The 25761-nt window shown below is 61.6% G+C and carries 22 protein-coding genes; 14 read left to right on the forward strand and 8 right to left on the reverse strand.

The annotated features are described in order from the left end of the window. Positions 1 to 55 precede the first annotated feature (55 nt). The 6 genes from AC1RL5_RS22335 to flgE all read left to right on the forward strand — a co-directional run bounded on the left by AC1RL5_RS22335 (position 56) and on the right by flgE (position 5083). Positions 56 to 988, forward strand: a complete 933-nt coding sequence (locus tag AC1RL5_RS22335; protein ID WP_492589420.1) for a chemotaxis protein CheV — start codon at positions 56 to 58, stop codon at positions 986 to 988. Positions 989 to 1031: 43 nt separating this feature from the next. Next, positions 1032 to 1859, forward strand: coding sequence for a protein-glutamate O-methyltransferase CheR (gene cheR, locus AC1RL5_RS22340; protein ID WP_011062744.1), 828 nt, complete (start codon positions 1032 to 1034; stop codon positions 1857 to 1859). Positions 1860 to 2111: 252 nt separating this feature from the next. Beyond that, entirely contained in the window at positions 2112 to 2519 is a 408-nt protein-coding gene (gene flgB / locus AC1RL5_RS22345; protein WP_011062743.1) for a flagellar basal body rod protein FlgB, read from the forward strand. Positions 2520 to 2522: 3 nt separating this feature from the next. Continuing rightward, entirely contained in the window at positions 2523 to 2966 is a 444-nt protein-coding gene (gene flgC / locus AC1RL5_RS22350) for a flagellar basal body rod protein FlgC (protein ID WP_011062742.1), read from the forward strand. Between the two features lie 15 nt (positions 2967 to 2981). After that, positions 2982 to 3710 (forward strand): flagellar hook assembly protein FlgD, encoded by a 729-nt coding sequence (flgD, locus tag AC1RL5_RS22355; protein ID WP_011062741.1) that lies wholly within the window; start codon positions 2982 to 2984, stop codon positions 3708 to 3710. Positions 3711 to 3739: 29 nt separating this feature from the next. Continuing rightward, positions 3740 to 5083, forward strand: a complete 1344-nt coding sequence (gene flgE / locus AC1RL5_RS22360) for a flagellar hook protein FlgE (protein WP_072450703.1) — start codon at positions 3740 to 3742, stop codon at positions 5081 to 5083. 264 nt (positions 5084 to 5347) lie between these two features. Here flgE and AC1RL5_RS22365 read toward each other — a convergent pair whose 3' ends face one another. Then, positions 5348 to 8239, reverse strand: a complete 2892-nt coding sequence (locus tag AC1RL5_RS22365; RefSeq protein ID WP_072450702.1) for a ribonucleoside-diphosphate reductase subunit alpha — start codon at positions 8237 to 8239, stop codon at positions 5348 to 5350. A gap of 786 nt (positions 8240 to 9025) precedes the next feature. Between AC1RL5_RS22365 and AC1RL5_RS22370 the strand changes: the two genes are divergently transcribed. Both AC1RL5_RS22370 and AC1RL5_RS22375 read left to right on the forward strand, forming a co-directional pair. Next, entirely contained in the window at positions 9026 to 9748 is a 723-nt protein-coding gene (locus tag AC1RL5_RS22370; RefSeq protein WP_011062738.1) for a response regulator, read from the forward strand. Next, the gene (locus AC1RL5_RS22375; RefSeq protein WP_019094599.1) at positions 9745 to 11355 is read left to right on the forward strand and encodes an ATP-binding protein; all 1611 of its coding nucleotides are present in this window, start codon (positions 9745 to 9747) and stop codon (positions 11353 to 11355) included. The genes AC1RL5_RS22370 and AC1RL5_RS22375 overlap by 4 nt, the downstream gene beginning before the upstream one ends. A gap of 13 nt (positions 11356 to 11368) precedes the next feature. Here the strand turns inward: AC1RL5_RS22375 and AC1RL5_RS22380 are convergent, their stop codons facing one another. Both AC1RL5_RS22380 and AC1RL5_RS22385 read right to left on the reverse strand, forming a co-directional pair. Then, positions 11369 to 12094: a 4'-phosphopantetheinyl transferase family protein gene (locus AC1RL5_RS22380; RefSeq protein ID WP_053153285.1), complete on the reverse strand. Its 726-nt coding sequence runs from the start codon at positions 12092 to 12094 to the stop codon at positions 11369 to 11371. A 93-nt stretch (positions 12095 to 12187) separates the two neighbouring features. Next, complete coding sequence (locus AC1RL5_RS22385; protein ID WP_492589418.1) at positions 12188 to 12979, reverse strand: dienelactone hydrolase family protein; 792 nt, start codon at positions 12977 to 12979, stop codon at positions 12188 to 12190. 145 nt (positions 12980 to 13124) lie between these two features. On the opposite strand from AC1RL5_RS22385, the gene AC1RL5_RS22390 reads away from it, so the two are divergent. The 3 genes from AC1RL5_RS22390 to AC1RL5_RS22400 all read left to right on the forward strand — a co-directional run bounded on the left by AC1RL5_RS22390 (position 13125) and on the right by AC1RL5_RS22400 (position 15867). Further along, positions 13125 to 13727 (forward strand): outer membrane beta-barrel protein, encoded by a 603-nt coding sequence (locus AC1RL5_RS22390; protein ID WP_011062734.1) that lies wholly within the window; start codon positions 13125 to 13127, stop codon positions 13725 to 13727. 119 nt (positions 13728 to 13846) lie between these two features. Next, positions 13847 to 14524: a response regulator gene (locus AC1RL5_RS22395; RefSeq protein WP_011062733.1), complete on the forward strand. Its 678-nt coding sequence runs from the start codon at positions 13847 to 13849 to the stop codon at positions 14522 to 14524. Continuing rightward, on the forward strand, positions 14521 to 15867 hold the full coding sequence (locus AC1RL5_RS22400; RefSeq protein WP_011062732.1) for an ATP-binding protein: 1347 nt from the start codon (positions 14521 to 14523) through the stop codon (positions 15865 to 15867). The genes AC1RL5_RS22395 and AC1RL5_RS22400 overlap by 4 nt, the downstream gene beginning before the upstream one ends. 5 nt (positions 15868 to 15872) lie before the next feature. Here AC1RL5_RS22400 and AC1RL5_RS22405 read toward each other — a convergent pair whose 3' ends face one another. Beyond that, positions 15873 to 16871, reverse strand: coding sequence for an AraC family transcriptional regulator (locus AC1RL5_RS22405; RefSeq protein ID WP_041752486.1), 999 nt, complete (start codon positions 16869 to 16871; stop codon positions 15873 to 15875). Positions 16872 to 17204: 333 nt separating this feature from the next. On the opposite strand from AC1RL5_RS22405, the gene AC1RL5_RS22410 reads away from it, so the two are divergent. Together AC1RL5_RS22410 and AC1RL5_RS22415 are read left to right on the forward strand one after the other, a co-directional pair. Continuing rightward, positions 17205 to 18536, forward strand: coding sequence for a dicarboxylate/amino acid:cation symporter (locus tag AC1RL5_RS22410; RefSeq protein ID WP_011062730.1), 1332 nt, complete (start codon positions 17205 to 17207; stop codon positions 18534 to 18536). A 147-nt stretch (positions 18537 to 18683) separates the two neighbouring features. Continuing rightward, the gene (locus tag AC1RL5_RS22415) at positions 18684 to 19865 is read left to right on the forward strand and encodes a CaiB/BaiF CoA transferase family protein (protein WP_019094596.1); all 1182 of its coding nucleotides are present in this window, start codon (positions 18684 to 18686) and stop codon (positions 19863 to 19865) included. A gap of 33 nt (positions 19866 to 19898) precedes the next feature. Here AC1RL5_RS22415 and AC1RL5_RS22420 read toward each other — a convergent pair whose 3' ends face one another. Next, positions 19899 to 20393, reverse strand: coding sequence for a SprT family zinc-dependent metalloprotease (locus tag AC1RL5_RS22420; RefSeq protein WP_492589417.1), 495 nt, complete (start codon positions 20391 to 20393; stop codon positions 19899 to 19901). A 151-nt stretch (positions 20394 to 20544) separates the two neighbouring features. Next, positions 20545 to 21147 carry a Yip1 family protein gene (locus tag AC1RL5_RS22425; RefSeq protein ID WP_011062727.1) on the reverse strand — a complete coding sequence of 201 codons (603 nt, stop codon included), beginning with the start codon at positions 21145 to 21147 and terminating at the stop codon, positions 20545 to 20547. Between the two features lie 291 nt (positions 21148 to 21438). Here AC1RL5_RS22425 and ttcA point away from each other — a divergent pair, with 291 nt between their 5' ends. Then, a complete protein-coding gene (ttcA, locus tag AC1RL5_RS22430; protein WP_072450699.1) occupies positions 21439 to 22263 on the forward strand; it encodes a tRNA 2-thiocytidine(32) synthetase TtcA in 825 nt (274 codons plus the stop codon). A 44-nt stretch (positions 22264 to 22307) separates the two neighbouring features. Here the strand turns inward: ttcA and AC1RL5_RS22435 are convergent, their stop codons facing one another. Further along, positions 22308 to 23843 carry an ArnT family glycosyltransferase gene (locus AC1RL5_RS22435; protein WP_072450698.1) on the reverse strand — a complete coding sequence of 512 codons (1536 nt, stop codon included), beginning with the start codon at positions 23841 to 23843 and terminating at the stop codon, positions 22308 to 22310. Positions 23844 to 23956: 113 nt separating this feature from the next. Next, positions 23957 to 25708, reverse strand: coding sequence for a lipid IV(A) 4-amino-4-deoxy-L-arabinosyltransferase (gene arnT, locus AC1RL5_RS22440; RefSeq protein WP_072450697.1), 1752 nt, complete (start codon positions 25706 to 25708; stop codon positions 23957 to 23959). Positions 25709 to 25761: the final 53 nt, after the last annotated feature.

The raw sequence follows: 25761 nt of genomic DNA on the forward strand, positions 1-25761 counted from the left end.
CGTGCCGTTTAGCAATGAGCGTGCGTCGGATCTTAAAGCTTTGGGGAGTCTGGGCATGGCTGGTGTAATGGATTCGGTGAACCAGCGCACGCAATTGGTTGGGCAGAATCGACTAGAGTTGTTGCTGTTCCGTCTGGACGGTGGGCAGCTCTACGGGATCAACGTATTCAAGGTTCGCGAGGTGCTGCAATGCCCTAAGCTGACCCTGATGCCCAAATCCAGTCCTGTGGTGTGCGGTGTCGCGAATATACGAGGGGCGACCATTCCGATCCTGGATCTGGCAATGGCTACGGGTTCTGGTGGCCTGCAGGACCAGAGCAATCCGTTCGTCATCATCACTGAGTACAACACCAAGACCCAGGGTTTCCTGGTGCGCTCGGTGGAGCGCATCGTCAACATGAACTGGGAAGAGATCCATCCGCCGCCCAAGGGGACCGGACGCGATCACTACCTGACGGCGGTCACTCGGGTGGACAACCAGTTGGTGGAAATCATCGACGTGGAGAAGATCCTGGCGGAAGTCGCGCCGACCTCGGAGGCGATCTCGGTAGGAGTGGTGGATGTCGAAACCCAGCACAAGGCTGTTTCCCTGCGGGTGCTGACCGTCGATGACTCGTCGGTGGCACGCAAGCAGGTCACCCGTTGCCTGCAAACCGTAGGTGTCGAGGTAGTGGCATTGAATGATGGTCGGCAAGCGCTGGATTACTTGCGCAAGCTAGTGGACGAGGGCAAGAAGCCGGAAGAGGAATTCCTCATGATGATTTCCGACATCGAGATGCCCGAAATGGACGGTTACACCCTCACGGCCGAGATACGTAATGATCCACGCATGCAAAAGCTGCATATCATCCTGCATACTTCGTTGTCAGGGGTGTTCAATCAGGCGATGGTGAAGAAGGTCGGTGCCGATGACTTCCTTGCCAAGTTCCGCCCTGATGACCTGGCATCCCGGGTAGTCGACCGGATCAAAGCAGCAGATCACAGCTAAGGGCACTCGCCCTGGCGGACATAAGATTTAAGAGGCGGCAGCATTGTCTACGGGTAATTTGGATTTTGAACAGTTCCGGGTCTTCCTGGAAAAAGCCTGTGGTATTTTGCTCGGGGAAAATAAGCAATATCTAGTCTCGAGCCGTCTCAACAAACTGATGGAGCAGCAAGGGATAAAAACCTTGGGTGAGCTGGTCCAGCGGATTCAGACCCAGCCCCGCAGTGGTTTGCGCGAGATGGTCGTGGATGCCATGACGACCAACGAAACCTTGTGGTTTCGCGACACCTACCCATTCGAGGTGTTGAAGAACAAGGTGCTTCCCGAAGCCATCAAGGCCAGCCCCAACCAACGCTTGCGCATCTGGTCGGCGGCCTGTTCGTCGGGGCAGGAGCCCTACTCGCTGTCGATGTCCATCGATGAGTTCGAGCGTAGCAACATGGGGCAGTTGAAGATGGGGGTGCAGATCGTTGCCACTGATCTGTCCGGGACCATGCTCAACAACTGCAAGACCGGTGAATATGACAGCCTGGCAATTGGGCGTGGCCTGTCGGCCGAGCGCCTGCAGCGTTACTTCGACCCCAAGGGGCCGGGGCGTTGGGTGGTCAAGGCGCCGATCAAGAGCCGCGTGGAGTTCCGCTCGTTCAACCTGCTGGACAGTTACGCCAGTCTCGGCAAGTTCGACATCGTGTTCTGTCGCAATGTGTTGATCTACTTCTCGGCGGAGGTCAAGAAGGACATCCTGATGCGCATTCACAGCACCCTGAAGCCTGGCGGCTACCTGTTCCTGGGGGCTTCTGAAGCCCTCAATGGGCTGCCGGATCATTATCAGATGGTGCAATGCAGTCCGGGCATCATCTACCAGGCCAAGTAGCCAGCAGATCGTCGTACCTAAAAAGGAGGCCATTGGGCCTCCTTTTTTGTGCCTGCGATTATCTGGCGCGCCTGGCTGAAAGCGGCAGGGTGGTTGCCGCTTTGCCGGTGTTTCGCGGAAATCCGTTGCCGCTTTTCTGGCATTGCCGCCTTGCCGTCGCCGGCAAACCCTTGAAATACGGGGTTTGATGACTTGGCACGCAGCTTGCTATATCCGAGTTACGAAAAATCAGGTCACCCAAAGGTTTCCGCCATGAGCATCAGCTTCGATAAAGCGCTCGGTATCCATGAACAGGCCCTTGGCTTTCGCGCCAAGCGTGCCGAAGTTCTGGCCAACAACATCGCCAACGCCGATACCCCGAACTACAAGGCTCGGGACCTGGACTTCTCTGCCGTGCTTGCCGAGCAGAATCAGAAGGCCCAGAACGGTACCTTCGCGTTGAACATGACCAACAACCGGCATATCGAAGCCCAGGGCTTGAGCAGTGGTGATGAATCGCTGCTGTATCGCACCCCGATGCAACCTTCGATCGACCAGAACACCGTGGACGCCCAGCTGGAGCAATCGAGCTACGCGCAGAACTCGGTGGATTTCCAGGCCAGCTTCACGCTGCTCAACAGCAAATTCAAAGGGCTGGTAGCAGCCCTGCGCGGAGAGTAATCCATGTCCCTCGCCAGTGTTTTCAATATTGCCGGTAGTGGCATGAGCGCCCAGACCACCCGTCTGAACACCGTCGCCAGTAACATCGCCAACGCCGAGAGCGTCTCGTCGAGCATCGACCAGACCTACCGCGCTCGTCACCCGGTGTTTGCCACCATGTTCCAGGGTGCGCAAAGCGGCGGCAGCGACTCGCTGTTCCAGAACCAGGACGCTGCCGGCCAGGGCGTGCAGGTGCTGGGTGTGGTCGAAGACCAGAGCAACCTCGAAGCTCGTTACGAGCCGAACCATCCCGCCGCTGATGCCAAGGGTTATGTCTACTACCCCAACGTCAACGTGGTGGAAGAAATGGCCGACATGATTTCTGCCAGTCGTTCGTTCCAGACCAATGCTGAAATGATGAACACCGCCAAAACCATGATGCAGAAGGTCCTGACCCTGGGTCAGTGATAAGGGGCGAAGACCATGAGCGTTACTGATACCACCAACGCCCCATCCCTCAAGGATATCCTGGCGAATTCGTCGAAAACGACGAGCAATACCAGCGCCGACGGCCTGGCCGCGGCGACCAACAGCGCCACCGGCAAACAGAGCCTGGGCAAGGACGCATTCCTCAAGCTGCTGGTAACCCAGCTGAACAACCAGAACCCGCTGGATCCGCAGGACAACAGTGCGTTCGTTGCGCAGTTGGCGCAGTTCTCCACCCTGGAAGGCATCACCACCCTCAACTCCTCGGTGAATGCGATCACGGGTAACTACAAGTCTTCCCAGGCCTTGCAGGCTTCGTCCCTGGTGGGGCGCTCGGTCATCGTGCAGACCGGCACTACCCAAGTCGACACCAGCAAGAGCATGACCGGCTCGGTCACCGTGCCATCGAGCGTGAACTCGGTCACCGTGACCGTCACCGACAAGGACGGCAATACCGTCAAGACCATCGACATGGGCAGCCAGAAGGCCGGCAACGCCAGCTTTGTCTGGGACGGCACCAAGACCGACGGCACCAAGGCGGATCCGGGCAACTACACCTTCAAGGCCAGCACCACCATCGATGGCAAGGGCACTGATCTGATCACCTACCTGCCGGCCACGGTCAATAGCGTGACCATCAGCCAGACCGGCGGCGAGTTGATGTTGAACCTCGCCGGCATGAGCAGCCCAATTGCCCTGTCCAAAGTACAAACCATTGGTATCTAGAGCCGACTAACCGGCACAAGGAGTGGAATATGTCTTTCAATATCGGCCTTAGCGGTCTCTACGCTGCCAACAAACAGCTGGACGTTACCGGCAACAACATCGCCAACGTCGCTACCACCGGCTTCAAATCCTCCCGTGCGGAGTTCGCCGACGTCTATTCGGCCACCAAGCTGGGCAGCGGCACCCAGGTGATTGGTAACGGTGTGCGCCTGGCCAACGTTTCCCAGCAGTTCACCAACGGTGATATCAACAACACCGGTAATGTGCTGGACATGGGCATCCAGGGCCAGGGCTTCTTCGTGCTGAGCACCAACGGCTCCCTGACCTACACCCGTGCCGGTACCTTCAAGACCGACAAGGAAGGCTACATCACCAACAGTGACGGCACTGCCCGCCTGCAAGGTTATGCGGTCGATGCCAACGGCAAGATCATCAACGGTGTGCTGACCGACCTGCGGATCGATACTTCGAACCTGGCGCCAAAGCCAACCGACTCGATCTCCTCGACGATCAACCTGAACTCCGATTCGACGCCGATCGATGTGGGTGCGACCACTCCGGCCTATGTGTTCAATCCGACCGACAACACCACCTACACCAAGCAGTTCAGCACGCCTGTGTATGACACCCAGGGCAACAAGCACGTCATGGATCAGTACATGATCAAGACGCCGAACGCCAATGAGTGGCAAACCTACACGCTGATTGATGGTCGCAACCCGGACGGTACTGCATTCACCATGGCCAACCAGTCGCCGATCACCATGAAGTTCGACTCGTCGGGCAAGCTCAGCAGCATGACCCCGCCAGCTGCGCCTGGGACCACGCCGTATACCATTACCGGTAACAGCATTGTCATGTCGGCTGCGGCCTGGACCCCGGGTACCGTCACTAACGGCGTGTTCACTCCCAATGGCGCCAAGGCTGCACCTAACGGTGTCAGCATCGACATGACCAAAACCGGTTCGGTGTTTGGCGAAAGCACCCGCTCGGTGATCGCGCAGAACGGCTACTCCACTGGCCAGATCAGCAGCCTGACCATCGACGGCACTGGCGTGATGCTGGCCAACTTCAGCAACGAGCAGACCAAGCCGATCGGTCAGATCTCCCTGGCCAGCTTCACCAACGAGCAGGGCCTGCAGCCGGTAGGCGGCACTCAGTGGAAAGAGACCTATTCGTCCGGTATTCCAGGTTATGACGCACCGAAGACTGGCACCCTGGGGGCGATTCAGTCCAACTCCCTGGAAGAGTCCAACGTCAACCTGACCAACGAACTGGTAAACCTGATCAAGGCCCAGAGCAACTATCAGGCGAACGCCAAGACCATCTCCACCCAGAGCACCATCATGCAGACCATCATCCAGATGACCTGATGCTGGTTGGCTGAAACGCTTTACGAAAAGCCCCTCCTCGAGGGGCTTTTTTGTGCCTGTTCGATAGTGCTGTTCGCTCTGCAAGAACCGCTGCCGCAGGGGCTGGCTTGTCAGCGAGGGTGCTCTCGGTGCAGTGCAAGGCTTCGGGGCTCTTCGCTGGCAAGCAGGCTTCTGCAGCTTTGTTGCGGGCAAAAGAAAACCCCCGATAAACCGGAGGTCTATCGAGGGTTTGGGCAGGTGCCCGCAGGCACCTGTCGGCTCAGCTTATTGGCAAGCTTCGCAATCCGGCTCGTCGATGGCGCAAGCCTTAGGTACAGGAGCTGGACCGGCTGGAGCCGCGAGGACCGAGTCGTCACCGTGGTTGCCGCCGCTGGAAACAGCGTTCAGCTTGCCGGTGTTGATGGTGGACTTCTCGGTGCTGGTGGCGGCCAGGGCGCGGAGGTAGTAGGTGGTTTTCAGGCCACGGTACCAAGCCATGCGGTAGGTCACGTCCAGCTTCTTGCCCGAAGCGCCGGCGATGTACAGGTTCAGCGACTGAGCCTGGTCGATCCACTTCTGGCGACGGCTGGCGGCGTCGACGATCCACTTGGTTTCCACTTCGAAGGCAGTTGCGTAGAGCTCCTTGAGCTCCTGCGGGATGCGCTCGATCTGCTGTACCGAACCGTCGTAGTACTTCAGGTCGTTGATCATGACCGAGTCCCACAGGCCGCGAGCCTTCAGGTCGCGAACCAGGTACGGGTTGATCACGGTGAATTCGCCCGACAGGTTGGATTTCACATAGAGGTTCTGATAGGTCGGTTCGATCGACTGCGACACGCCGGTGATGTTGGCGATGGTGGCGGTCGGTGCGATGGCCATGATGTTGGAGTTACGAATGCCTTTCTGTACACGGGCGCGAACCGGTGCCCAGTCCAGGGATTCGTTGAGGTCCACATCGATGTACTTCTGGCCGCGGGCTTCGATCAGGATCTGTTGCGAATCCAGCGGCAGGATGCCCTTGGACCACAGCGAACCCTGGAAGGTCTCGTAGGCGCCGCGCTCGTCGGCCAGGTCGCAGGAAGCCTGGATTGCGTAGTAGCTGACCGCTTCCATGGACTTGTCGGCGAACTCGACGGCTGCATCGGAGCCGTAGGCGATGTGCTGCAGGTACAGCGCATCCTGGAAGCCCATGATGCCCAGGCCGACCGGACGGTGCTTGAAGTTGGAGTTCTTCGCCTGTGGCACCGAGTAGTAGTTGATGTCGATCACGTTGTCGAGCATGCGCACGGCAGTGTTCACGGTGCGTTGCAGCTTGGCGGTATCCAGCTTGCCGTCGACGATGTGGTTCGGCAGGTTGATCGAGCCCAGGTTGCAAACTGCGATCTCGTCCTTGTTGGTGTTCAGGGTGATCTCGGTGCACAGGTTCGAGCTGTGGACCACGCCCACGTGCTGCTGCGGGCTGCGCAGGTTGCACGGGTCCTTGAAGGTCAGCCATGGGTGGCCGGTCTCGAAGAGCATGGACAGCATCTTGCGCCACAGGTCTTTGGCCTGGACGGTCTTGAACAGCTTGATCTTGTTGTACTCGGTCAGGGCTTCGTAGTACTCGTAGCGCTCTTCGAAGGCCTTGCCGGTCAGGTCGTGCAGATCAGGCACTTCCGATGGCGAGAACAGGGTCCACTTGCCGTCGTCGAAGACGCGCTTCATGAACAGGTCGGGGATCCAGTTGGCGGTGTTCATGTCGTGGGTACGACGGCGGTCATCACCGGTGTTCTTGCGCAGCTCGATGAACTCCTCGATGTCCATGTGCCAGGTTTCCAGGTAGGCACAGACAGCGCCCTTGCGCTTGCCACCCTGGTTCACGGCTACCGCGGTGTCGTTGACCACTTTCAGGAAAGGCACGACGCCCTGGGACTTGCCGTTGGTGCCCTTGATGTAGGAGCCCAGTGCACGTACCGGAGTCCAGTCGTTGCCCAGGCCGCCGGCGAATTTCGACAGCATGGCGTTGTCGTGGATGGCGCCGTAGATGCCCGACAGATCGTCCGGAACGGTGGTCAGGTAGCAGCTCGACAGCTGTGGACGCAGGGTGCCGGCGTTGAACAGGGTCGGGGTCGAAGCCATGTAGTCGAAGGACGACAACAGGTTGTAGAACTCGATGGCGCGGTCTTCACGCTGTTTCTCTTCGATTGCCAGGCCCATGGCCACGCGCATGAAGAAGATCTGTGGCAGTTCGAAACGCACGCCATCCTTGTGGATGAAGTAGCGGTCGTACAGGGTCTGCAGGCCCAGGTAGGTGAACTGCTGGTCGCGCTCGTGGTTGATCGCCTTGCCGAGTTTTTCCAGATCGAACTCAGCCAGTACCGGGTTCAGCAATTCGAACTCGATACCCTTGGCGACGTAGGCCGGCAGCGCCTTGGCGTACAGCTCGGCCATTTCGTGGTGGGTGGCGCTTTCGGCTACTTCGAGGAAGCCCAGGCCTTCGGCACGCAGGGTGTCCATCAGCAGGCGGGCAGTCACGAACGAGTAGTTCGGCTCGCGCTCGACCAGGGTGCGGGCAGTCATCACCAGAGCGGTGTTGACGTCTTTGAGTGCCACGCCGTCGTAGAGGTTCTTCAGGGTTTCGCGCTGGATCAGGTCGCCGTCGACTTCTTCCAGGCCTTCGCAGGCTTCGCTGACGATGGTGTTCAGGCGGCCCATGTCCAGGGGCGCGAAGCTGCCATCGGTGCGGGTGATGCGGATCGAAGGGTGGGCTTGTACCGGCTCTTCGCTGGTGGAGCGGGTGGCCCGTTCCTTGGCGCGGGAGTCACGGTAGATCACGTAGTCGCGGGCGACTTTCTGCTCGCCGGCGCGCATCAGGGCCAGTTCGACCTGGTCCTGGATCTCTTCGATGTGGATGGTGCCGCCCGAAGGCATGCGACGCTTGAAGGTTGCGGTGACCTGTTCGGTCAGGCGCGCCACGGTGTCGTGGATTCGCGACGAGGCAGCGGCGGTGCCGCCTTCAACTGCGAGGAACGCTTTGGTGATCGCGACGGTGATCTTGTCATCGGTATAAGGAACGACAGTGCCGTTACGCTTGATCACGCGCAATTGGCCGGGTGCGGTAGCAGACAGATCCTGAGTGGAATCGGCGGCCTGCGGCGCATTGGCCTGCGGGTTCTCGCGAGTTGTGTCGGTTTGCATGGGTGTCTCCACGTTCTCTATGTTTGTTTGGGCACCGTTTGGGTGCCCACCGTTCCGTCCTGAAGCACTACAGCCGGCAGAGGCCGGGCATAACGACTTCGGGACAGTTCAGGAAGGGGGCTATAGGCGCCGCTTCCATGCCGAAGTCATGGGTGCCGAGCCGGGGCTCGGCACCTTATTCCTGGTGGGTGACAGTCTTGTTGCTGCAACACCCGTACCGCTTTCTCCTGGACAGGGTGGAAAACGATGCCATCCGCACGCGCGGTCTTGGTCTTCTGAAACAGCGATTGGTTCCACCAAACGGGGCAAGAAAAGGGCTTGAGTTTCTTGGCTGAATTGTGTTTGGTTTTTTGCGCAAAACCCTAGATATAGGGATTTTTAGCCGCCGGGCTACAAGATAATGCGTTTGGGGGGCTGATTGCAACGTACTGCCTGTGGATAAGGTTGTGCGTAAATTGTGTATGGACTGGGTAAAACTCACGCAGCCCGCAGTCCCAGTGGATGGAACCGTTTGTCACTGTTTTTTACCGTCGAAAATTGCCTTGGGCGGATTTTTGCGGGCGCGAACCCTATCACAAAAAAACGCCCTGACCGAGTCGTTTTAGCCGCTTGTGTCGGCGCCTGTGCCGGTTGCTACAATCGGCAGCGATCGACCGGGGTTTCCCGGCCTTTCCCATGGCAAACCAGCCACCTTTCCCAGAGCGTGTTATCCGCCTTTTTCATGACAGAAAGACGGGGGCTTTACTGCTCAAGGTGGACTGGCAATAGAACAAGAAGAGGTCGTGCGTGGAACAGGAAGCCTGGCAGGTACTGATTGTCGAGGATGACCAGCGTCTGGCTGAGTTGACCCGTGAATATCTCGAAAGCAATGGCCTGCAGGTGGCGATCGAGGGCAACGGTGCCCGGGCCGCGGCCAGGATCATTGCCGAGCAGCCGGATCTGGTGATCCTCGACCTGATGCTGCCCGGTGAAGACGGCCTGAGCATCTGCCGCAAGGTTCGGGATCGTTATGACGGAGTGATCCTCATGCTCACCGCCCGTACCGATGACATGGACCAGATCATGGGCCTGGACCTGGGTGCCGACGACTATGTCTGCAAGCCGGTGCGCCCGCGGTTGCTGCTGGCGCGCATCCAGGCCCTGCTGCGCCGTAGCGAAGCGCCGGAGCCGGCGGTGGAGAAAACCCGCCGCCTGCAGTTCGGCCCGCTGGTGGTGGACAATGCCCTGCGCGAGGCCTGGCTGAGCGATGCCGGGATCGAATTGACCAGTGCCGAGTTCGACCTGCTGTGGCTGCTGGTGGCCAATGCCGGGCGGATCCTGTCCCGGGAAGAAATCTTCACCGCCCTGCGCGGCATCGGCTATGACGGCCAGGACCGCTCCATCGATGTGCGGATCTCGCGCATCCGCCCGAAGATCGGTGACGATCCGGAGCACCCGCGGCTGATCAAGACCATTCGCAGCAAGGGTTACCTGTTCGTCCCCGAAGCCGCCGCCGACATGCGCTCGTGAACTCGATCTTCCTGCGGATCTACGGCGGTATGTGCGCCGCGCTGATCCTCGTGGCGTTGCTTGGGGTCCTGGCCCTGCATCTGTTGAACCAGGTGCGCAGCGAGCAGTACCGCGAGCGGCTGGCCCACGGCACTTTTTCGCTGATGGCGGACAACCTGCAGCCGATGAGCGAGATCGAGCGTCGCCGGGCGCTGGCGGTGTGGGAGCGCTTGCTGGGCATTCCCCTGAGTCTCAAGACCTTCAGCCAGACCGACCTGGACAGTAGCCAGCGCGGTCGGGTGCTGCGCGGCCAGGCGCTGGTGGAGCAGACCGGCCCCTTCGCCGCCCGGGTCTATCGCCTGGTCAGCGAGAAGGAACAGCTGCTGCTCAGTGCCGAGGTCCAGCAGATCAGCGAGCAGTTGGCCCGGGCCACTATCTACCTGCTGGCGGATGAGCTGGTGCGTTATCCGGTGGCAGAGCAACCCCAGCGCCTGGCTGCACTCAAGGAAGCCAAGGGGTTCGGCTTCGATATGCAGTTGTCGACTCTGGACGCCGCCGACATGGACGAGGATCAGCGGCGCCGGGTGGCGGAGGGCGACACGGTGATGGCCCTGGGCAAGGGTGGCGATTCGATCCGGGTCTTCGCCGGCCTGGTGGGCACGCCCTGGGTGCTGGAGATCGGCCCGCTGTATCAGATGAATCCCTATCCGCCGCAATGGCTGGTGCTGATTGCCGTGCTGGGCCTGAGCCTGATCGGCCTGATCGTCTATCTATTGGTGCGCCAGCTGGAGCGGCGCCTCAGCGGCCTGGAGTCGGCGGCCACGCGGATCGCCAAGGGCAGCCTGGAAACCCGCGTGCCGGCCCGGGGCGCGGACTCGGTGGGGCGCCTGGCGGCGGCCTTCAATGGCATGGCCGAGCACTTGCAGCGCCTGCTGGCGATTCAGCGCGAGCTGGTACGTGCGGTGTCCCATGAGTTGCGCACACCCGTGGCGCGGCTGCGTTTCGGCCTGGAGATGATTGCTTCGGCGAGCACCGATCAGGCCCGGCAGAAGTACCTGGACGGCATGGACAACGACATTCAGGACCTCGACCGGCTGGTGGACGAAATGCTGACCTACGCCCGTCTGGAGCAGGGCTCGCCGGCCCTGAATTTCCAGCGTATCGACCTGGATGCGCTGATCAACCAGGTGATCAGCGAACTGGCGCCACTGCGGGCCAATCTCAAGGTCCGGCGTGGCCTGTGCCTGTCTGCCGCCGAGTGTGACGGTGCGTGGGTCGAGGCCGAGCCGCGCTACCTGCACCGGGCCTTGCAGAACCTGGTGGGCAACGCCATGCGTCATGCCGAGTCCCAGGTGACGGTCAGCTATCAGGTAGGGCAGTTGCGCTGCCGGGTGGATGTGGAAGATGACGGTCCCGGCGTGCCGGAACATGCCTGGGAAAAGATCTTCACCCCATTCCTGCGTCTGGATGACAGCCGCACCCGGGCTTCCGGCGGGCATGGGCTGGGGCTGTCGATTGTGCGGCGGATCATCCATTGGCACGAGGGCCGTGCCCTGATCAGCAAGAGCAAGCACCTGGGCGGTGCCTGCTTCAGCCTGAGCTGGCCACGGCATCAGGAACCCCGCTGAGGGCGGCCCCGGTTCAGGCCTTGATGGCCACCAGGCTCAGCAGGTGATCGTCTTGCACGGCGAACTGCCCTTGCAGTTCGCGGCCGTGCTGCCATTCCCCGGACAGATCGGTCAGCAGGCGCATCCGCACCGGCCCTTCGGCAGACCATTCCAGGACTTCGGCGTGTTCGAAATAGAAGCGTTTGTGCACCAGCGGGTACAGGGCCTTGAACAGGCTTTCCTTGATCGAGAAGGTCAGGGTTACCGCCAGTGCATGCAGCTCGGCCGGCAACTGGTCGCGGCGCTGCAGTTCGGCCGGGGTCAGGATCTGCTCCGCCAGTTTGGCCGCACGTTCTGCACTGAGCAGGTGTTCCAGGTCCATTCCCAGGCCACGCCAGTGTTGCTTGTCGGCGACGATGGCCGCGGCGCGTCCGCTGCTGTGGGTGATCGAACCGCAGATGTGTTCGGGCCAGATTGGCGCTCGGTCATCGCCAATGGGCGGTACCCAGTCCAGTCGTTGCAGTTGCTGCAAGGCGGCCCGGGCACACAGGCGTCCAGCGAGAAATTCGGCCTGACGCTTGGCCACCGAACGCTGGATACTCGGCGGTGCTTCGATGCCGCTGCGCTGAAAATCATCCGCGGCAAGTTGCCCGGGATCGAACCGGGTACTTAGCCAGAGGGCTTGGGGCAGGACGTTCGGCAGCGGCCAGGCAGCGTCCAGAGGGGTGCAGCAAGCGGGGAGGGGGGGAAGAGCATTCATGGCCGCTAGTGTGCCGGGTTGCTGCGTTTGAGGGTAGTCGGGTGAAGCGCAAAGGGTTGCCGCAGCGCACTGACGGCAACCCAGGTACGGCGGCTAGCCAAACAGTTTTTTGAAGAATGCCTGCATGTCGGCCCAGGAACGCTCATCGGCGGCCTTGTTGTAGCCGATGTCCGGCCCGCCGTGTTCGCCATGGCTCAGGCGGTCGGCATCGGGATTGCTGAAGCCATGCTTGGCTCCCTCCAGGCTGACGAAGCGGTAGTCGGCGCCGGCCTTGTCCATTTCCGCTTTGAAGGTGGTGACGTTGTCCGCCGTCACCATGCTGTCCTGGGCCCCATGTTCCACCAGGATCTTGGCCTTGACGCTGCCGGGGGTAGCCGGTGTGGCGGTGGCCAGGGCACCGTGGAAACTCACCACGCCGGCCAGGGGCAGGCCCTGGCGCGCGGCGTCCAGGACAATCTTGCCGCCAAAGCAGTAGCCGATGGCGGCGAGTTTCTGCGGATCGGTCTGCGGTTGCTGTCTCAACAGCTCAAGGCCGGCGTTGAAACGTGCACTGGCAGCGGCACTGTCCTTCAGCGCGGCCTGCATGAAGGCCATGGCGTCCGCCGGGTGTTCGGTGTGCTTGCCCTGGCCGTACATGTCGATGGCCAGGGCACTGTAGCCAAGGGCGGCAAGGTCCCGGGCCCGGCGCTTGGCGTAGTCGTTGAGGCCCCACCATTCATGCACCACCACGATGCCCGGGCGCGGGCCCTGTAGGGCGTCGTCGTAGGCGTAGTAGCCGATCAACTGAGTGCCGTCGGTACTGCGATAGGGAATTTCCTGAGTCTTGATGGCGGCCTGGCTGAGGCCGCCGAGGGTTAACAGGACCAATGCGACGAACATGCGCATGAGGGGAACTCCGGTTGAAAAGATGTCAGCACAGCCTAGTCGATCTGGTTCAGGCGAGGTTAAGGGTGTGTTCAGGGGGAGTTCAGGGCGGGCTGTTTACTCTAGCCCCGTACCCAAAAAGCCAATAGCGCAAAGGAAACTTCCTATGACTTCATTGAAAAAACTGTTCCTGGCCTTTACCGTCTTCGGCGCCAGCGCCGCCGCCCAAGCCGCTGACAGCAACTTCGTTGGGTTGTCCTTCGGCCAGACCAGCGACAAGATCAACAAGTCCAGCCAGCTCAACAGCAACCTGGGCCATCCGAACGCCGATGGCGTGATCGGCAAGGACAACACCTGGGGTGTACGCGCCGGTCAACAGAATGACCAGGGTCGCTACTACGCTACCTATGATTATGTGTCTGGCTCCCACAACGGCATTAAACTGCGCCAGCAGAATCTGCTGGGCAGCTACGATATGTTCCTGCCGGTGACCAGCAGCACCAAACTCTTTGGCGGCGGCACGGCCGGCCTGACCAAGCTGACTCAGGAGTCTCCGGGCTTCAGCCGTGACAGCGACATTGGTTACGCGGTGGGCGTACAGGCCGGCGTCCTGCAACAGGTTTCACAGAACACCTCGGTGGAGCTCGGCTACCGTTACCTGCGCAGCAATGCCGGGACCGAGATGAGCGAGCGCGGTGGCAGCAAGCAGGGTTCGCTGAGCCTTACCAGCAGCGCCCAGACCTACCTGTCGGCCAACTACGCTTTCTGATAAGCGGCCTGGCCTGGACCGCGCCGGATCGTGCCTTGGGCACGGTCCGGCGTTGGCGCATTAATCATCAGGGCGCAGGGGCGCCCCTGGAGATGTCGAATTTTGCCTGGGAGAGCGTTATGAAGTTGCTGGTCGTCGAAGATGAGGCGCTGTTGCGTCATCATTTGCAAACCCGCCTCACCGACAGCGGTCATGTCGTCGAGTCCGTGGCCAACGCCGAGGAGGCGCTGTATCAGACCGAGCAGTTCAACCACGATCTGGCGGTGATCGACCTGGGCCTGCCCGGCATGGGCGGGCTGGACCTGATCCGCCAGTTGCGCAACCGTGGCAAGACGTTCCCGATCCTCATCCTCACGGCCCGTGGCAACTGGCAGGACAAGGTCGAGGGCCTGGCGGCCGGTGCGGACGACTATGTGGTCAAGCCATTCCAGTTCGAAGAGCTGGATGCGCGCCTGAATGCGCTGCTGCGGCGCTCCAGTGGCTTCACCCAGTCCACCATCATTGCCGGGCCGCTGCTGCTGGACCTGAATCGCAAGCAGGCCTCCCTGGATGAGCAGCCCCTGGCCCTGACGGCCTATGAGTACCGGATTCTCGAATACCTGATGCGTCACCATCAGCAAGTGGTGGCCAAGGACCGGCTCATGGAGCAGTTGTACCCGGACGACGACGAGCGCGATCCGAATGTCATCGAAGTGCTGGTGGGCCGCTTGCGGCGCAAGCTTGAGGGGCCGTCGGGCTTCAAGCCGATCGATACGGTGCGTGGCCTGGGCTACCTGTTCAACGAGCGTTGCCGATGATTCGATCGCTGCGCCTGCGCCTGATGCTGGCCGCCACGACCCTGGCGGTGCTGTTCATGCTGGCCCTGCTGCCAGCCATGCAGGGGGCGTTCAGCCTGGCGTTGCAGGATTCTATCGAGCAGCGCCTGGCTTCCGATGTCACCACCCTGATCAGTGCGGCGCGGATCGAGAACAACCGCCTGCAGATGCCGGCGCAATTGCCCGACGAGCGCTTCAACCTCGCCGACAGCCGCCTGCTGGGCTACATCTACGATCGCGAAGGGCACCTGGTCTGGCGCTCGCGGGCGACCCAGGAAGAGAACATCAACTACCGGCCGCGGTACGACGGGCGTGGCAATGAGTTTGCCAGGATCCGCGAAGCCAACGGCCAGGAGTTCTTCGTCTACGACGTCGAGATCAAGCTGCTGGGGGGCAAGAGCGCGGCCTTCAGTATCGTCGCGCTGCAGCCGGTGCGTGAGTACCAGCAAACCCTGGAAGGCGTTCGGGAAAACCTCTACCTGGGGTTCGGCGCGGCCTTGCTGGTGCTCCTGGCACTGCTCTGGCTCGGCCTGACCTGGGGTTTGCAAGCCTTGCGACGCTTGAGCCAGGAGCTGGACCAGATCGAAAGCGGCACCCGCCAGAGCCTCAGTGAGGAGCACCCGCGCGAGCTGTTGCGCCTGACGGGCTCGTTGAACCGCCTGCTGCAAAGCGAGCGTGAGCAGCGTAGCCGCTATCGTGACTCCCTGGATGACCTGGCCCACAGCCTGAAAACCCCGTTGACGGTGTTGCAGGGCGTGAGCGAGGACATGGCGCAACGGCCCCAGGATCGTGAGCAGGCCTGGGTGCTGCAGGCGCAGATCGAGCGCATGAGCCAGCAGATCAGTTACCAGTTGCAGCGCGCCAGCCTGCGCAAGAGCGGCCTGGTGCGCCACCAGGTGCGGCTGCGGCCGGTGCTGCAAAGCCTCTGCGACACCCTGGACAAGGTCTATCGCGACAAGCAGGTACGGGTGTCCTTCGACTTGCCGGAACGCTGCTACCTGCCGATCGAGCACGGCGCGTTGCTGGAGTTGCTCGGCAACCTGCTGGAGAACGCTTATCGCCTGTGCCTGAGCTCAGTGCGCATCAGCGTGCGCGAGACCCTGGAAGGCTCCGAGTTGTGTGTGGAAGACGACGGCCCCGGCGTGCCACCCGATCAGCGGGCGCGGATTCTGCAGCGCGGTGAGCGCCTGGATCGCCAGCACCCGGGGCAGGGCATCGGCCTGGCGGTGGTCAAGGACATCATCGAGAGCTACGGCGCGCAACTGACCCTGGGGGATTCGGCCCTGGGGGGGGCGGCCTTCCGGATTCACTTTCCGGCCCTGTAGGGGGGCTACTGTTCCCGGGCGCGGTAGGCGCCCGGGGTCAGGCCGGTCCATTTCTTGAACGCCCGGTGAAAGGCCGAGGGCTCGGAAAAGCCCAGTTGTTCGGCGATCTGTTGCAATGACAGGTCGGCCCGGCCGAGGTGGTAGATGGCAATGTCGCGGCGCAGCTCATCCTTCAGCTCCTGAAAGCTCGAACCTTCTTCGCGTAGATGCCGGCGCAGGGTCTGCGGGCTGACGTGCAGGTGCTGGGCGACGCTTTCCAGGTCGGGCCAGTGCTCGCGGTCGCGACTGAGCAGGCGGCGCAGCTGGCTGCTGAGGCTGTCGCCTTCATCCGGGCGCGACAACAGGTCGGCGGGAGAGCGTTCGAGAAAGTGCTTGAGGGTGCGTTCGTCCTGCAGCAGCGGCATGCCCAGGTAGCGACTGTGGAACAGCAGGCTGCTGCGCTCCTGGGTGAATTGCAGCGGGCAAGGGAAAAGCAGGTCGTATTCCGCGCCGTGATCGGGCTTGGGGTAGCTGAAGCAGGCCTGCTCCAGGCGGATGCGCTGGCCGATCAACCAACTGCCGAGGCGATGCCAGATCACCAGCAGGCTCTCGCTGAGAAAGTGCTCGGGATCCCATAGCTCGGAATCATCCAGGCTCAGCCGGGCCATTTCTCCTTCACGCGTCAGACTCAGACGCGGGGCTTCCGGAAACAGGCTATAAAATAATAAGCCGCGATTGAGTGCTTTTTCCAAGGTACGGCAGTGGATCAGCGCGTGGCACATCATGGCGAAGGTCCCGCGCTTGCTGGGGCCATGGCCGAACCCGAGGTACTCGTCATCCAGCTCCAGCCACAGTTGCTGCAATAGACGGGTGAATTGCTCGGGGGCGATACGGGCCTTGGGTTGGTTCAGCAGTTCGGGGCTGATGCCCAACTGATGCAGCAGGGGCGCGTAGTCATAGCCGTGCCGGCGTGCTCCGCCCAGGGCGGCACGGGCAAAGTGGCTGGCGATGGTGCGTTCGCGCATGCAGGCAGGTCCGTCCATTGAGTGGCGGATCTTAGCCAGCCCCCAGGAAGGGAACAAGGCGGATATCCGCCAAATTGTAGGACGAGAGAGGGTGAGTGGGCGGAAATCCGCCAGCTTCTACCTGCGCAACGGATGCAAGGATCAGCTCGCACCCCTGATGTCTAAAGGCCTGCAAGGCTTTTTCACAAGGTGGCACGGGCTTTGCGATAGAGCCGGAAGATCTGCCAGCACGCAGCTCGACACAACAAATCCCTCCAGCGCAGGAGGGTTCGCACTTTAGGCACCGCATGCATCGACGGAAAGTGCATGCCGGGGCTCTTGAGGAAACTTGCAATGACGACTCGTCAGCCACTGTACAAATCCCTGTATTTCCAGGTGATCGTTGCCATCGCCATCGGCATCCTGCTCGGCCACTTCTACCCTCAGACCGGCGTGGCTCTCAAGCCCCTGGGTGACGGCTTCATCAAACTGATCAAGATGGTCATCGCTCCGATCATTTTCTGTACCGTGGTGAGTGGTATCGCCGGCATGCAGAACATGAAGTCGGTGGGCAAGACCGGCGGCTATGCGCTGCTGTACTTCGAAATCGTCTCCACCATCGCCCTGCTGATCGGCCTGATCGTGGTCAACGTGGTGCAGCCGGGGGCCGGCATGCACATCGACGCTTCGACCCTGGACGCCTCGAAAGTTGCAGCCTACGTGACTGCCGGTAATGACCAGAGCATCGTCGGCTTCATCCTCAACATCATCCCGGCCACCATCGTCGGCGCCTTCGCCAATGGCGATATCCTGCAGGTGCTGATGTTCTCCGTGGTGTTCGGTTTCGCCCTGCATCGCCTGGGTGCCTACGGCAAGCCGGTGCTGGATTTCATCGACCGTTTCGCCCATGTGATGTTCAACATCATCAACATGATCATGAAGCTCGCGCCCCTGGGTGCGCTGGGCGCCATGGCGTTCACCATCGGTGCCTACGGTGTGGGTTCGCTGGTGCAACTGGGCCAACTGATGATCTGCTTCTACATCACCTGCGTGGTGTTCGTACTGGTGGTCCTGGGGGCAATCTGCCGCGCCCACGGCTTCAGCGTGATCAAGCTGATCCGCTACATCCGTGAAGAACTGCTGATCGTGCTGGGGACTTCCTCCTCGGAATCGGCCCTGCCGCGCATGCTGATCAAGATGGAACGCCTGGGCGCCAAGAAGTCGGTGGTCGGCCTGGTGATCCCTACCGGTTATTCGTTCAACCTCGACGGTACTTCGATCTACCTGACCATGGCTGCGGTGTTCATCGCCCAGGCCACTGATACCCACATGGACATCACTCACCAGATCACCCTGCTGCTGGTGCTGCTGCTGTCTTCCAAAGGCGCTGCCGGTGTGACGGGCAGTGGCTTCATCGTCCTGGCCGCGACCCTGTCGGCCGTGGGGCACCTGCCGGTGGCCGGCCTGGCGCTGATCCTGGGTATCGACCGCTTCATGTCCGAAGCTCGCGCCCTGACCAACCTGGTGGGCAACGCCGTGGCTACCGTAGTGGTTGCCAAGTGGGTCAAGGAGCTGGACGAAGACAAGCTGCAATCCGAGCTGGCTTCCGGTGGCCGGCCGATTACCGACACCCGTGAAACCGATGACCTGGGTGTGGCCGAAGGCCCGGCACCGAGCATCAAGTAAGCCTTGAGCTATATAAAGAACCCGCTTCGGCGGGTTTTTTATTGCCTGGCGATTGAGCGCAACGGTCAGCCCGGCTGACTGTTGCGGTGATTGTTGCGGGCGTCGCGGCTGCCTACTCTATGGGCTGCCGATCAAGAGGAGAGGGCTATGCAAGGGCCGTTGGCGTCACTCAAGGTACTGGATTTCTCCACCCTGCTGCCGGGGCCCTTCGCCTCGTTGCTGCTGGCGGACATGGGCGCCGAGGTCCTGCGCATCGAGTCGCCGACCCGCATGGATCTGTTGCGGGTGTTGCCGCCCCACGATGCCGGGGTTTCCGCCAGCCATGCCTATCTCAACCGCAACAAGCGCAGCCTGGCCCTGGACCTCAAGCGTCCCGAAGCGCTGGAGGTGGTGCGGCAACTGGTGCAGGACTACGACATTGTTCTCGAACAGTTCCGCCCGGGCGTGATGGAGCGCCTGGGGCTGGGTTACCAGGCCTTGAAGGCGATCAACCCGCGGCTGATCTACGTCTCCATTACCGGCTATGGCCAGACCGGCCCCTACCGGGATCGCGCCGGGCATGACATCAACTACCTGGCCCTGGCCGGGCTGGCCAGCCAGACCGGCCGCCGCGATCAGGGGCCATTACCCCTGGGCATCCAGGCCGCGGATATCGCCGGGGGCTCGCTACATGGGGTGATCGGCCTGTTGGCGGCGGTGATCGCGCGCCAGCATAGCGGCCAGGGACAGTACCTGGACGTGAGCATGACCGACTGCGTGTTCAGTCTGAACGCCATGGCCGGTGCCGGCTACCTGGCCTGTGGGGTCGAGCCCGGAATGGAGCAGCAGGTGCTCAATGGTGGCAGCTTTTATGACTACTACCGCAGCCGGGACGGGCGCTGGCTGTCGGTGGGCAGTCTGGAGCCGGTATTCATGCAGCAGTTGTGTCAGGCCCTGGGCCGCCCGGAACTGGCGGCCCAAGGGCTGTCTCCCTTGCCCGAACAGCAACAGGCACTGAAGCAGGCCTTGCAGGTCGAATTCGAGAAACACGATTTCGCCGAGTTGTGCCAGCTGTTCGCTGGTTTCGATGCCTGCGTCGAGCCGGTGCTGAGCCTGGGCGAGGCCCTGGAACATCCGCAGTTGCAGGCCAGGCAACTGGTCAGCCAGGTGCCCCGTGAAGACGGCAGCCGGCAGGCGCAGATGGCCTGCCCGTTGAAGTTTTCCGAGGGGCTGCCAGAGCCGCGGCATATTGGCGCCAGGTTGGGGGCGCATTCCGATCAGGTGCTGGAGGAACTGGGCTACAGCGCCGAGCGCATCGAGGCACTGCGGCGCGAGCGGGTCATCGCGTAGCTGCGGGTTTGCCGAGGCAGTGCTTTAAAACTGTCACTCGACCCTGGTTTCCCCGCTGTAGACCAGGGTTTGCCGACAACGCCGGCACAGATAGCGACGCCCCTGGGCCACCAGTTTGTGGCGTTGGGCGGAGAACGGGAAATCGCTCTCGGCGCAGGGGCAGCGGTAGATATAGCGGGTCACGCTGCGACGCTGGACGTCGTAGGTATGACAACGATTGGGCGGCAGTTCGTACACCCCGCGCATGATCAGTTGCCACTCTTCACCGTGGGGCTGGATACGTTCGCCAAACAGTTGGTGGGCGATCAGGTGTGCCACTTCGTGGGCCACGGTCTGCTTGAGGAAGTCCTCGGTGTTTTCCCGGTACAGCTGCGGGTTGAAGCGCAGCAGGTTCTCGTGCAAATGGGCGACACCGGCTTTCTGGCCACGCAACTTGAGGCTGACCACCGGGCGTTTGAAAGGACGTTTGAAAAAGGATTCAGCGAGTTGGAAACAATCTTCGACGCGGGTATTGAGTTGCTCGGGCATGCTTAACGGCTCTCCAGAGGGAGTGAGTATGCCGCAAACAGGGGGGATTCCGAATCGCCCAGGCGCCGAATGGTCATCCACCCCGCGCCCATAAGAAGGCCGCCTTGCGGCGGCCTGTGCTGGCAGACAGAGGATTATTATTGGTGCGGCGTCAGTTGGTGTACACGGGGCCGACGCCCAGGCCCCAGACAATCACGGTGAAGGCCATGATCGCGACCAGTACCACCAGGCCTACTGCCAGCACTGAGCTGGAAAACAGGAACCCCTCGTCCGACGGGATATTCATGAAGGTCGGCAGCCCGACATACAGCAGGTAGACCGTGTAGCAGATGGCGGCAGTGCCGACGATCATGCCCAGCCACATGTGCGGGTACAGCGCCGCCAGGCCACCGACGAACAGCGGTGTGGCGGTGTAGGTGGCAAAGGCCACGCAGCGTGCCAGGCTCGGGCTGGCGTCATAGGTCCGGGCCATCCAGTGGATGAACGCGCCCATCACCGCCACGCCGCCGAGCATGGCCAGGTACGACATGATGGTCATCCACAGGGCGCTTTCCATGGTCAGCATCACCGGCGCGCGATTGCCGATGACCCAGCCGACCTGGGTGGTGCCGATAAAAGCCGAAATGGCGGGGATTGCCGCGAGGATCAGCGTATGGGTGAGGTACATGTGGCTGATGCTTTCCTCGGCATCGCCACGGATGTCTCGCCATTCCTGATCGGGGTGGGTGAAGAGTCCTACGACATGATGAATCATGGTCAGTCACTCCTTTATTGTTGCCATCGCCCCCCAACGGAGCGCTTACAGCCAAGTGGCACAGTCAGTATAGGTCTATATGTGCGTGCGACCTTATGTCGCAGTATAGGGAGGAGTTTTCCGCAGATGTGCGCACCTTTAGAGCAAATTGCGCTGTAAACCCCCGGGCTAATCGCTGCTGCATCTGTCATTGCAGCACCGGCACCGCTGCTCTGCGGCGCTTTCACGGGGCTGGGGTTTTTGCGTAAAATGTCCGGCTTTTCGTCACATACCTCGCGGATTTCAAGCGCCATGGGCACTCTTACGGTCAACCAGAACAAACTGCAGAAACGTCTTCGCCGCCAGGCGGGCGAGGCGGTCGCCGATTTCAACATGATCGAAGAGGGCGACAAGGTCATGGTCTGCCTGTCCGGCGGCAAGGACAGCTACACCATGCTCGACGTGCTGCTGCACCTGCAGAAGGTGGCGCCGATCAAGTTCGAGATCGTCGCGGTGAACATGGACCAGAAACAGCCAGGCTTTCCCGAGCACGTGCTGCCGGCCTACCTCAAGGAACTGGGGATCGAGTACCACATTGTCGAGAAGGATACCTATTCGGTGGTCAAGGAGCTGATCCCGGAAGGCAAGACCACCTGCTCGCTGTGCTCGCGCCTGCGTCGCGGCACCCTGTATACCTTCGCCGACGAAATAGGCGCCACCAAGATGGCCTTGGGTCACCACCGCGACGATATCGTCGAGACCTTCTTCCTCAACATGTTCTACAACGGTTCGCTCAAGGCCATGCCGCCCAAGCTGCTGGCCGATGACGGGCGCAACGTGGTAATCCGGCCGCTGGCCTACTGCAGCGAGAAGGACATCCAGGCCTATTCCGACCTCAAGCAGTTCCCGATCATCCCGTGCAACCTCTGCGGTTCCCAGGAGAACCTGCAACGCCAGGTGGTCAAGGAGATGCTTCAGGAATGGGAGCGCAAGACTCCAGGGCGTACCGAAAGCATCTTCCGCGGCCTGCAGAACGTGATCCCCTCGCAACTGGCGGACCGCACTCTGTTCGACTTCACCAGCCTGCGCATCGACGACAGCGCCACGCCGCGTTTCGTCAATGTGGTGAACCTCTGATCCGATCCTGGTGAATCCGGGCTGCGCTTGCGCAGCCCGGTCATTCAGCTCCCCGGCATGCGGGGAATGAAGGCCACGCTGCCTTGCGCCGGTTTCTTGGCCAGGCGCTCACCGTTGGTCGGGATGGTGCGGAGCAGTTGATGATCTTCGCCCAGATACCCCAGCATCAGCGGTTCATCGTGCTTCTGCTGGACGAAGATCAGGGTGCGCTGCGGGTCCCAGTGCTGGCCACTGGTCTTGTCCAGCCAGGCCATGAAGTCCGCGCTGCTGCCGTTACGCGGGAAATCCGCAGTTTCTGCCACGTAGTAGAAGGGAGCGCCCTGGTTCTGCAGGTACATCGGCAGTTTGTTATCGATTTCCACCATGACCATCCGCCATTGATTCCAGGGAGCGATCCGGCTCGCGGCAGCGCGGGTATCGGCGCTGAACTGCATCACCCCCCCGCCGCTGTTGCTCCAGGGGTAGGCAACCCCCAGCGCCAGCAGCATGACCAGGGCCGCACAGGAGAAGCCGAGGGGCCAGCCACGGGAAACGGGTTTGCCGGCGGCCTGGCGTAGCTGCAGCCGACGGTTGAGCCACCAGGCACCGAGCAACTGAGCGAAAGGCACCAGGGGCAGAACGTAATAGCTGCGCCGGCTGCCACTGGCGGTGAAGAACAGGAACAGCAGCCCCAGGGCCCACACCAGCCAGCGTTCATTGGGTTGCAACTGGCGCCAGTGCCGGGCCGCCAGCCATAGGCCGAGGATCCAGCAGGGTGCCCAGGGCAAGGTATAGGCCGGCAGGTAGATCAGGTAGGTGTAGATCGGCCCGACATGGTCGAAGGGGTTGAAGAAACGCACCACATTCTCGCGAAACACCAGGCTCAGGCCGCTTTCCCCGTAGCTGGGAGCGCCGTACAGGTGCGAGAGAACGAAGGGCACCATGTAGAACAGCGCGGCGATGCTCAAGGCCAGCACCAGGCGCAGGTTCAGGTGGCGTTTCCAGCGCCCCTGGCTCAGCAGGTGTGGCAACAGGATCAGCCCCGGCAGGACGAAGCCGATCAGCCCCTTGAGCAGCGAGGTCGCCGCCAGTATCAGGAAGAACACCGTATAGCGGCCCAGGCGGGTATCTCCCGGGCCGCGCCAGTACCACCACACTGCAGCCAATACGCCACAGACGGTCAGGATGTCGGCCGTGGCCACCCGCGCCCAGAAGGCGAAATAGAAGGTGGTGGCCAGCATCCAGCCGGCGATCAGCCCAGTGCCTTTGTGGAACAGCCGTTCGCCGATCAGGTAAACCAGCCAGATGCTCAGCCATGCGGCGATCACCGAGGACAGGCGCAGCGACCAGTGCCCCAGGCCCCCCATCAGCCAGGCGCTAGCGGTAATCAGCCAGTAGGAGGGCAGGGGCTTGTCGTAGTAGGGAGCGCCCTTGAGGTAAGGGTCGAAATAGTTGCCACTCTGCAACATCTGCAAAGCGATGTTGGCCCAGCGGGTCTCCGGCCCCCAGAGTTCACGGGAGCCCAGGCCCAGCAGCAGGATCAAGGCAGACACGCCGAGCAGCAGGGCCAGGGCCCCGCGTTCGCTGCGAAACAGATTCATAGATGGATTTCCAGAGCGGCGGTGGGAAAAGTCGCAGCCATCCAGGGCATCGAAGCGTGAAGAAAAGCCAGCGCCAACCCTGGTCGGCGCTATCGTTACAAGGGTACCCAGGGTCAGGGTTGGCTTTGTGGCAGGATCAGGACCAGCATATTGCCTTCCTCATAGCGCTTGCCTCCGGGCGGCAGCAGCGCCACTTCCTCGCTTTCCACCACGTCCTTGACCCGCATCACCACACCCACCGAACCCTGTTTGCGGGCCTCGCTGACCCACTGCCCGACCTCGGCCATGCTTACCTTGCGCTGCGCCGAATCAGCATAAGCCAGGCCATATTTCAATTCGCCCTCAGTGTTGTACAGCGTCACCTCCGGGCGTTGCAGGCGCCAGGCCAGGGCCGAGGCGGTGCCCAGGTCATTGCTCAGCAGGCTCTTGGTCTGCCTGAGTTCTTCGATATGTTCCTTGATGAACTGGTCCGGCATCTGGTTATGCACGATGAACCCCGGCATGCCCGCCGGCAGCAGGGCCACCAGCAACCAGATGCCCAGGGCCGGGGCCGCCCAGTACTGCAGCGGACGGGCGGCCGGCAGCAGGTTGGCGATGATCCAGCCCATCAGCATGATGAACACCAGGGACAGGCCGAGCATCTCGTTGTGGCCGTAGACCGGCCGGGTGAGCTGGATGTACAGCAGGGCCACCATGGCCGCCACGCCGATCAGCAGGTTGAGCAGGCTGTTGATGCGGATGCTCCGGCCCTGGCTGGCGTTGATACGGTCGATCAGGGCGCTGCCCATGAGCACGGCCAGAGGCAGCAGGCACGGCATGATGTAGGTTGGCAGCTTGCCGCGGCTCAGGCTGAAGAACGCCAGGGGCAGCAGGAACCACAGCAGCAGGAAACCGGTCGGGGCCTGGCGCTTGTCTTTCCAGGCTTGCATGAATGTGCCCGGCAACAGGGCTGCCCAGGGCAGGCTGGAGGCCACTAGCAGCGGCAGGTAGAACCACCAGGGGCGGGTATGTTGGGCGTTGTCGGCGGCGAAGCGGCGAATGTGCTCGTGCCAGAAGAAGAAGCGCCAGAAGTCGGGCTCGTGGGCGTGAATGCTCAATACCCAGGGCAGGCTGATGCCGATCGCTACCAGCACGGCCACCAGTCCGTAGCGCAGCAGTTCACCCAGACGGCGTTGCCAGATCATGTAGGGCAGGGCGATGAGTACGGGCAACAGCCAGGCCAGGAAACCCTTGGTCATGAAGCCCATGCCACAGGCGACGCCCAGCCCGGCCCATGCCAGCAGGCGTTCGCGGGTGGTCCGGCCGTCCAGGGCGAACCACAGGGCTACCAGGCTCAGGTTGACCCACAAGGTGAACTGCGGATCAAGGTTGGAGTATCCGGCTTGCCCGGCAATCAGGCCGAAGCTCATATAAAGCAAGGCGGCGGCGAGGCTCTTTCGCGGGTCGTTCCACATGCGGCGGGTGATCAGGTAGGCCAGCAGTACGCTCAGGCCGGTGCTTAGGGCCGAGGCAATGCGCACGCCGAACAGGTTGTCGCCAAAGATCGCTTGGCCGATGGCGATCAACCAATAGCCGGCGATGGGCTTCTCGAAATAGCGGATGCCCATGAAGTGTGGCGCCACCCAGTCGCCACTGAGCAGCATTTCCTGGCTGATCTGGGCGTAGCGGGTCTCGTCGGGAATCCACAGGCCGTGGCTGGTCAGAGGTACCAGGTAGAACAGGCCGAAGGCCACGAGCAACAGAGGAAGTGCCCAGCGCTGGAGAGTGCTGGTTGTACTTGCGCCGAGGGTAAAGCCGGACGGCGGGGCGCTTGCTCCATAAGCAGGGGGCGGCGAAGTGCGGTGCATTTGTATCCTCGAAGTCATTGGCCGATAGCGATTTCGTTATTTGCTGGGGGTTGCTGACAAAGCGTCAATTT

The sequence above is a fragment of the Pseudomonas sp. GW822-FHT06D10 genome (genome assembly GCF_058799535.1).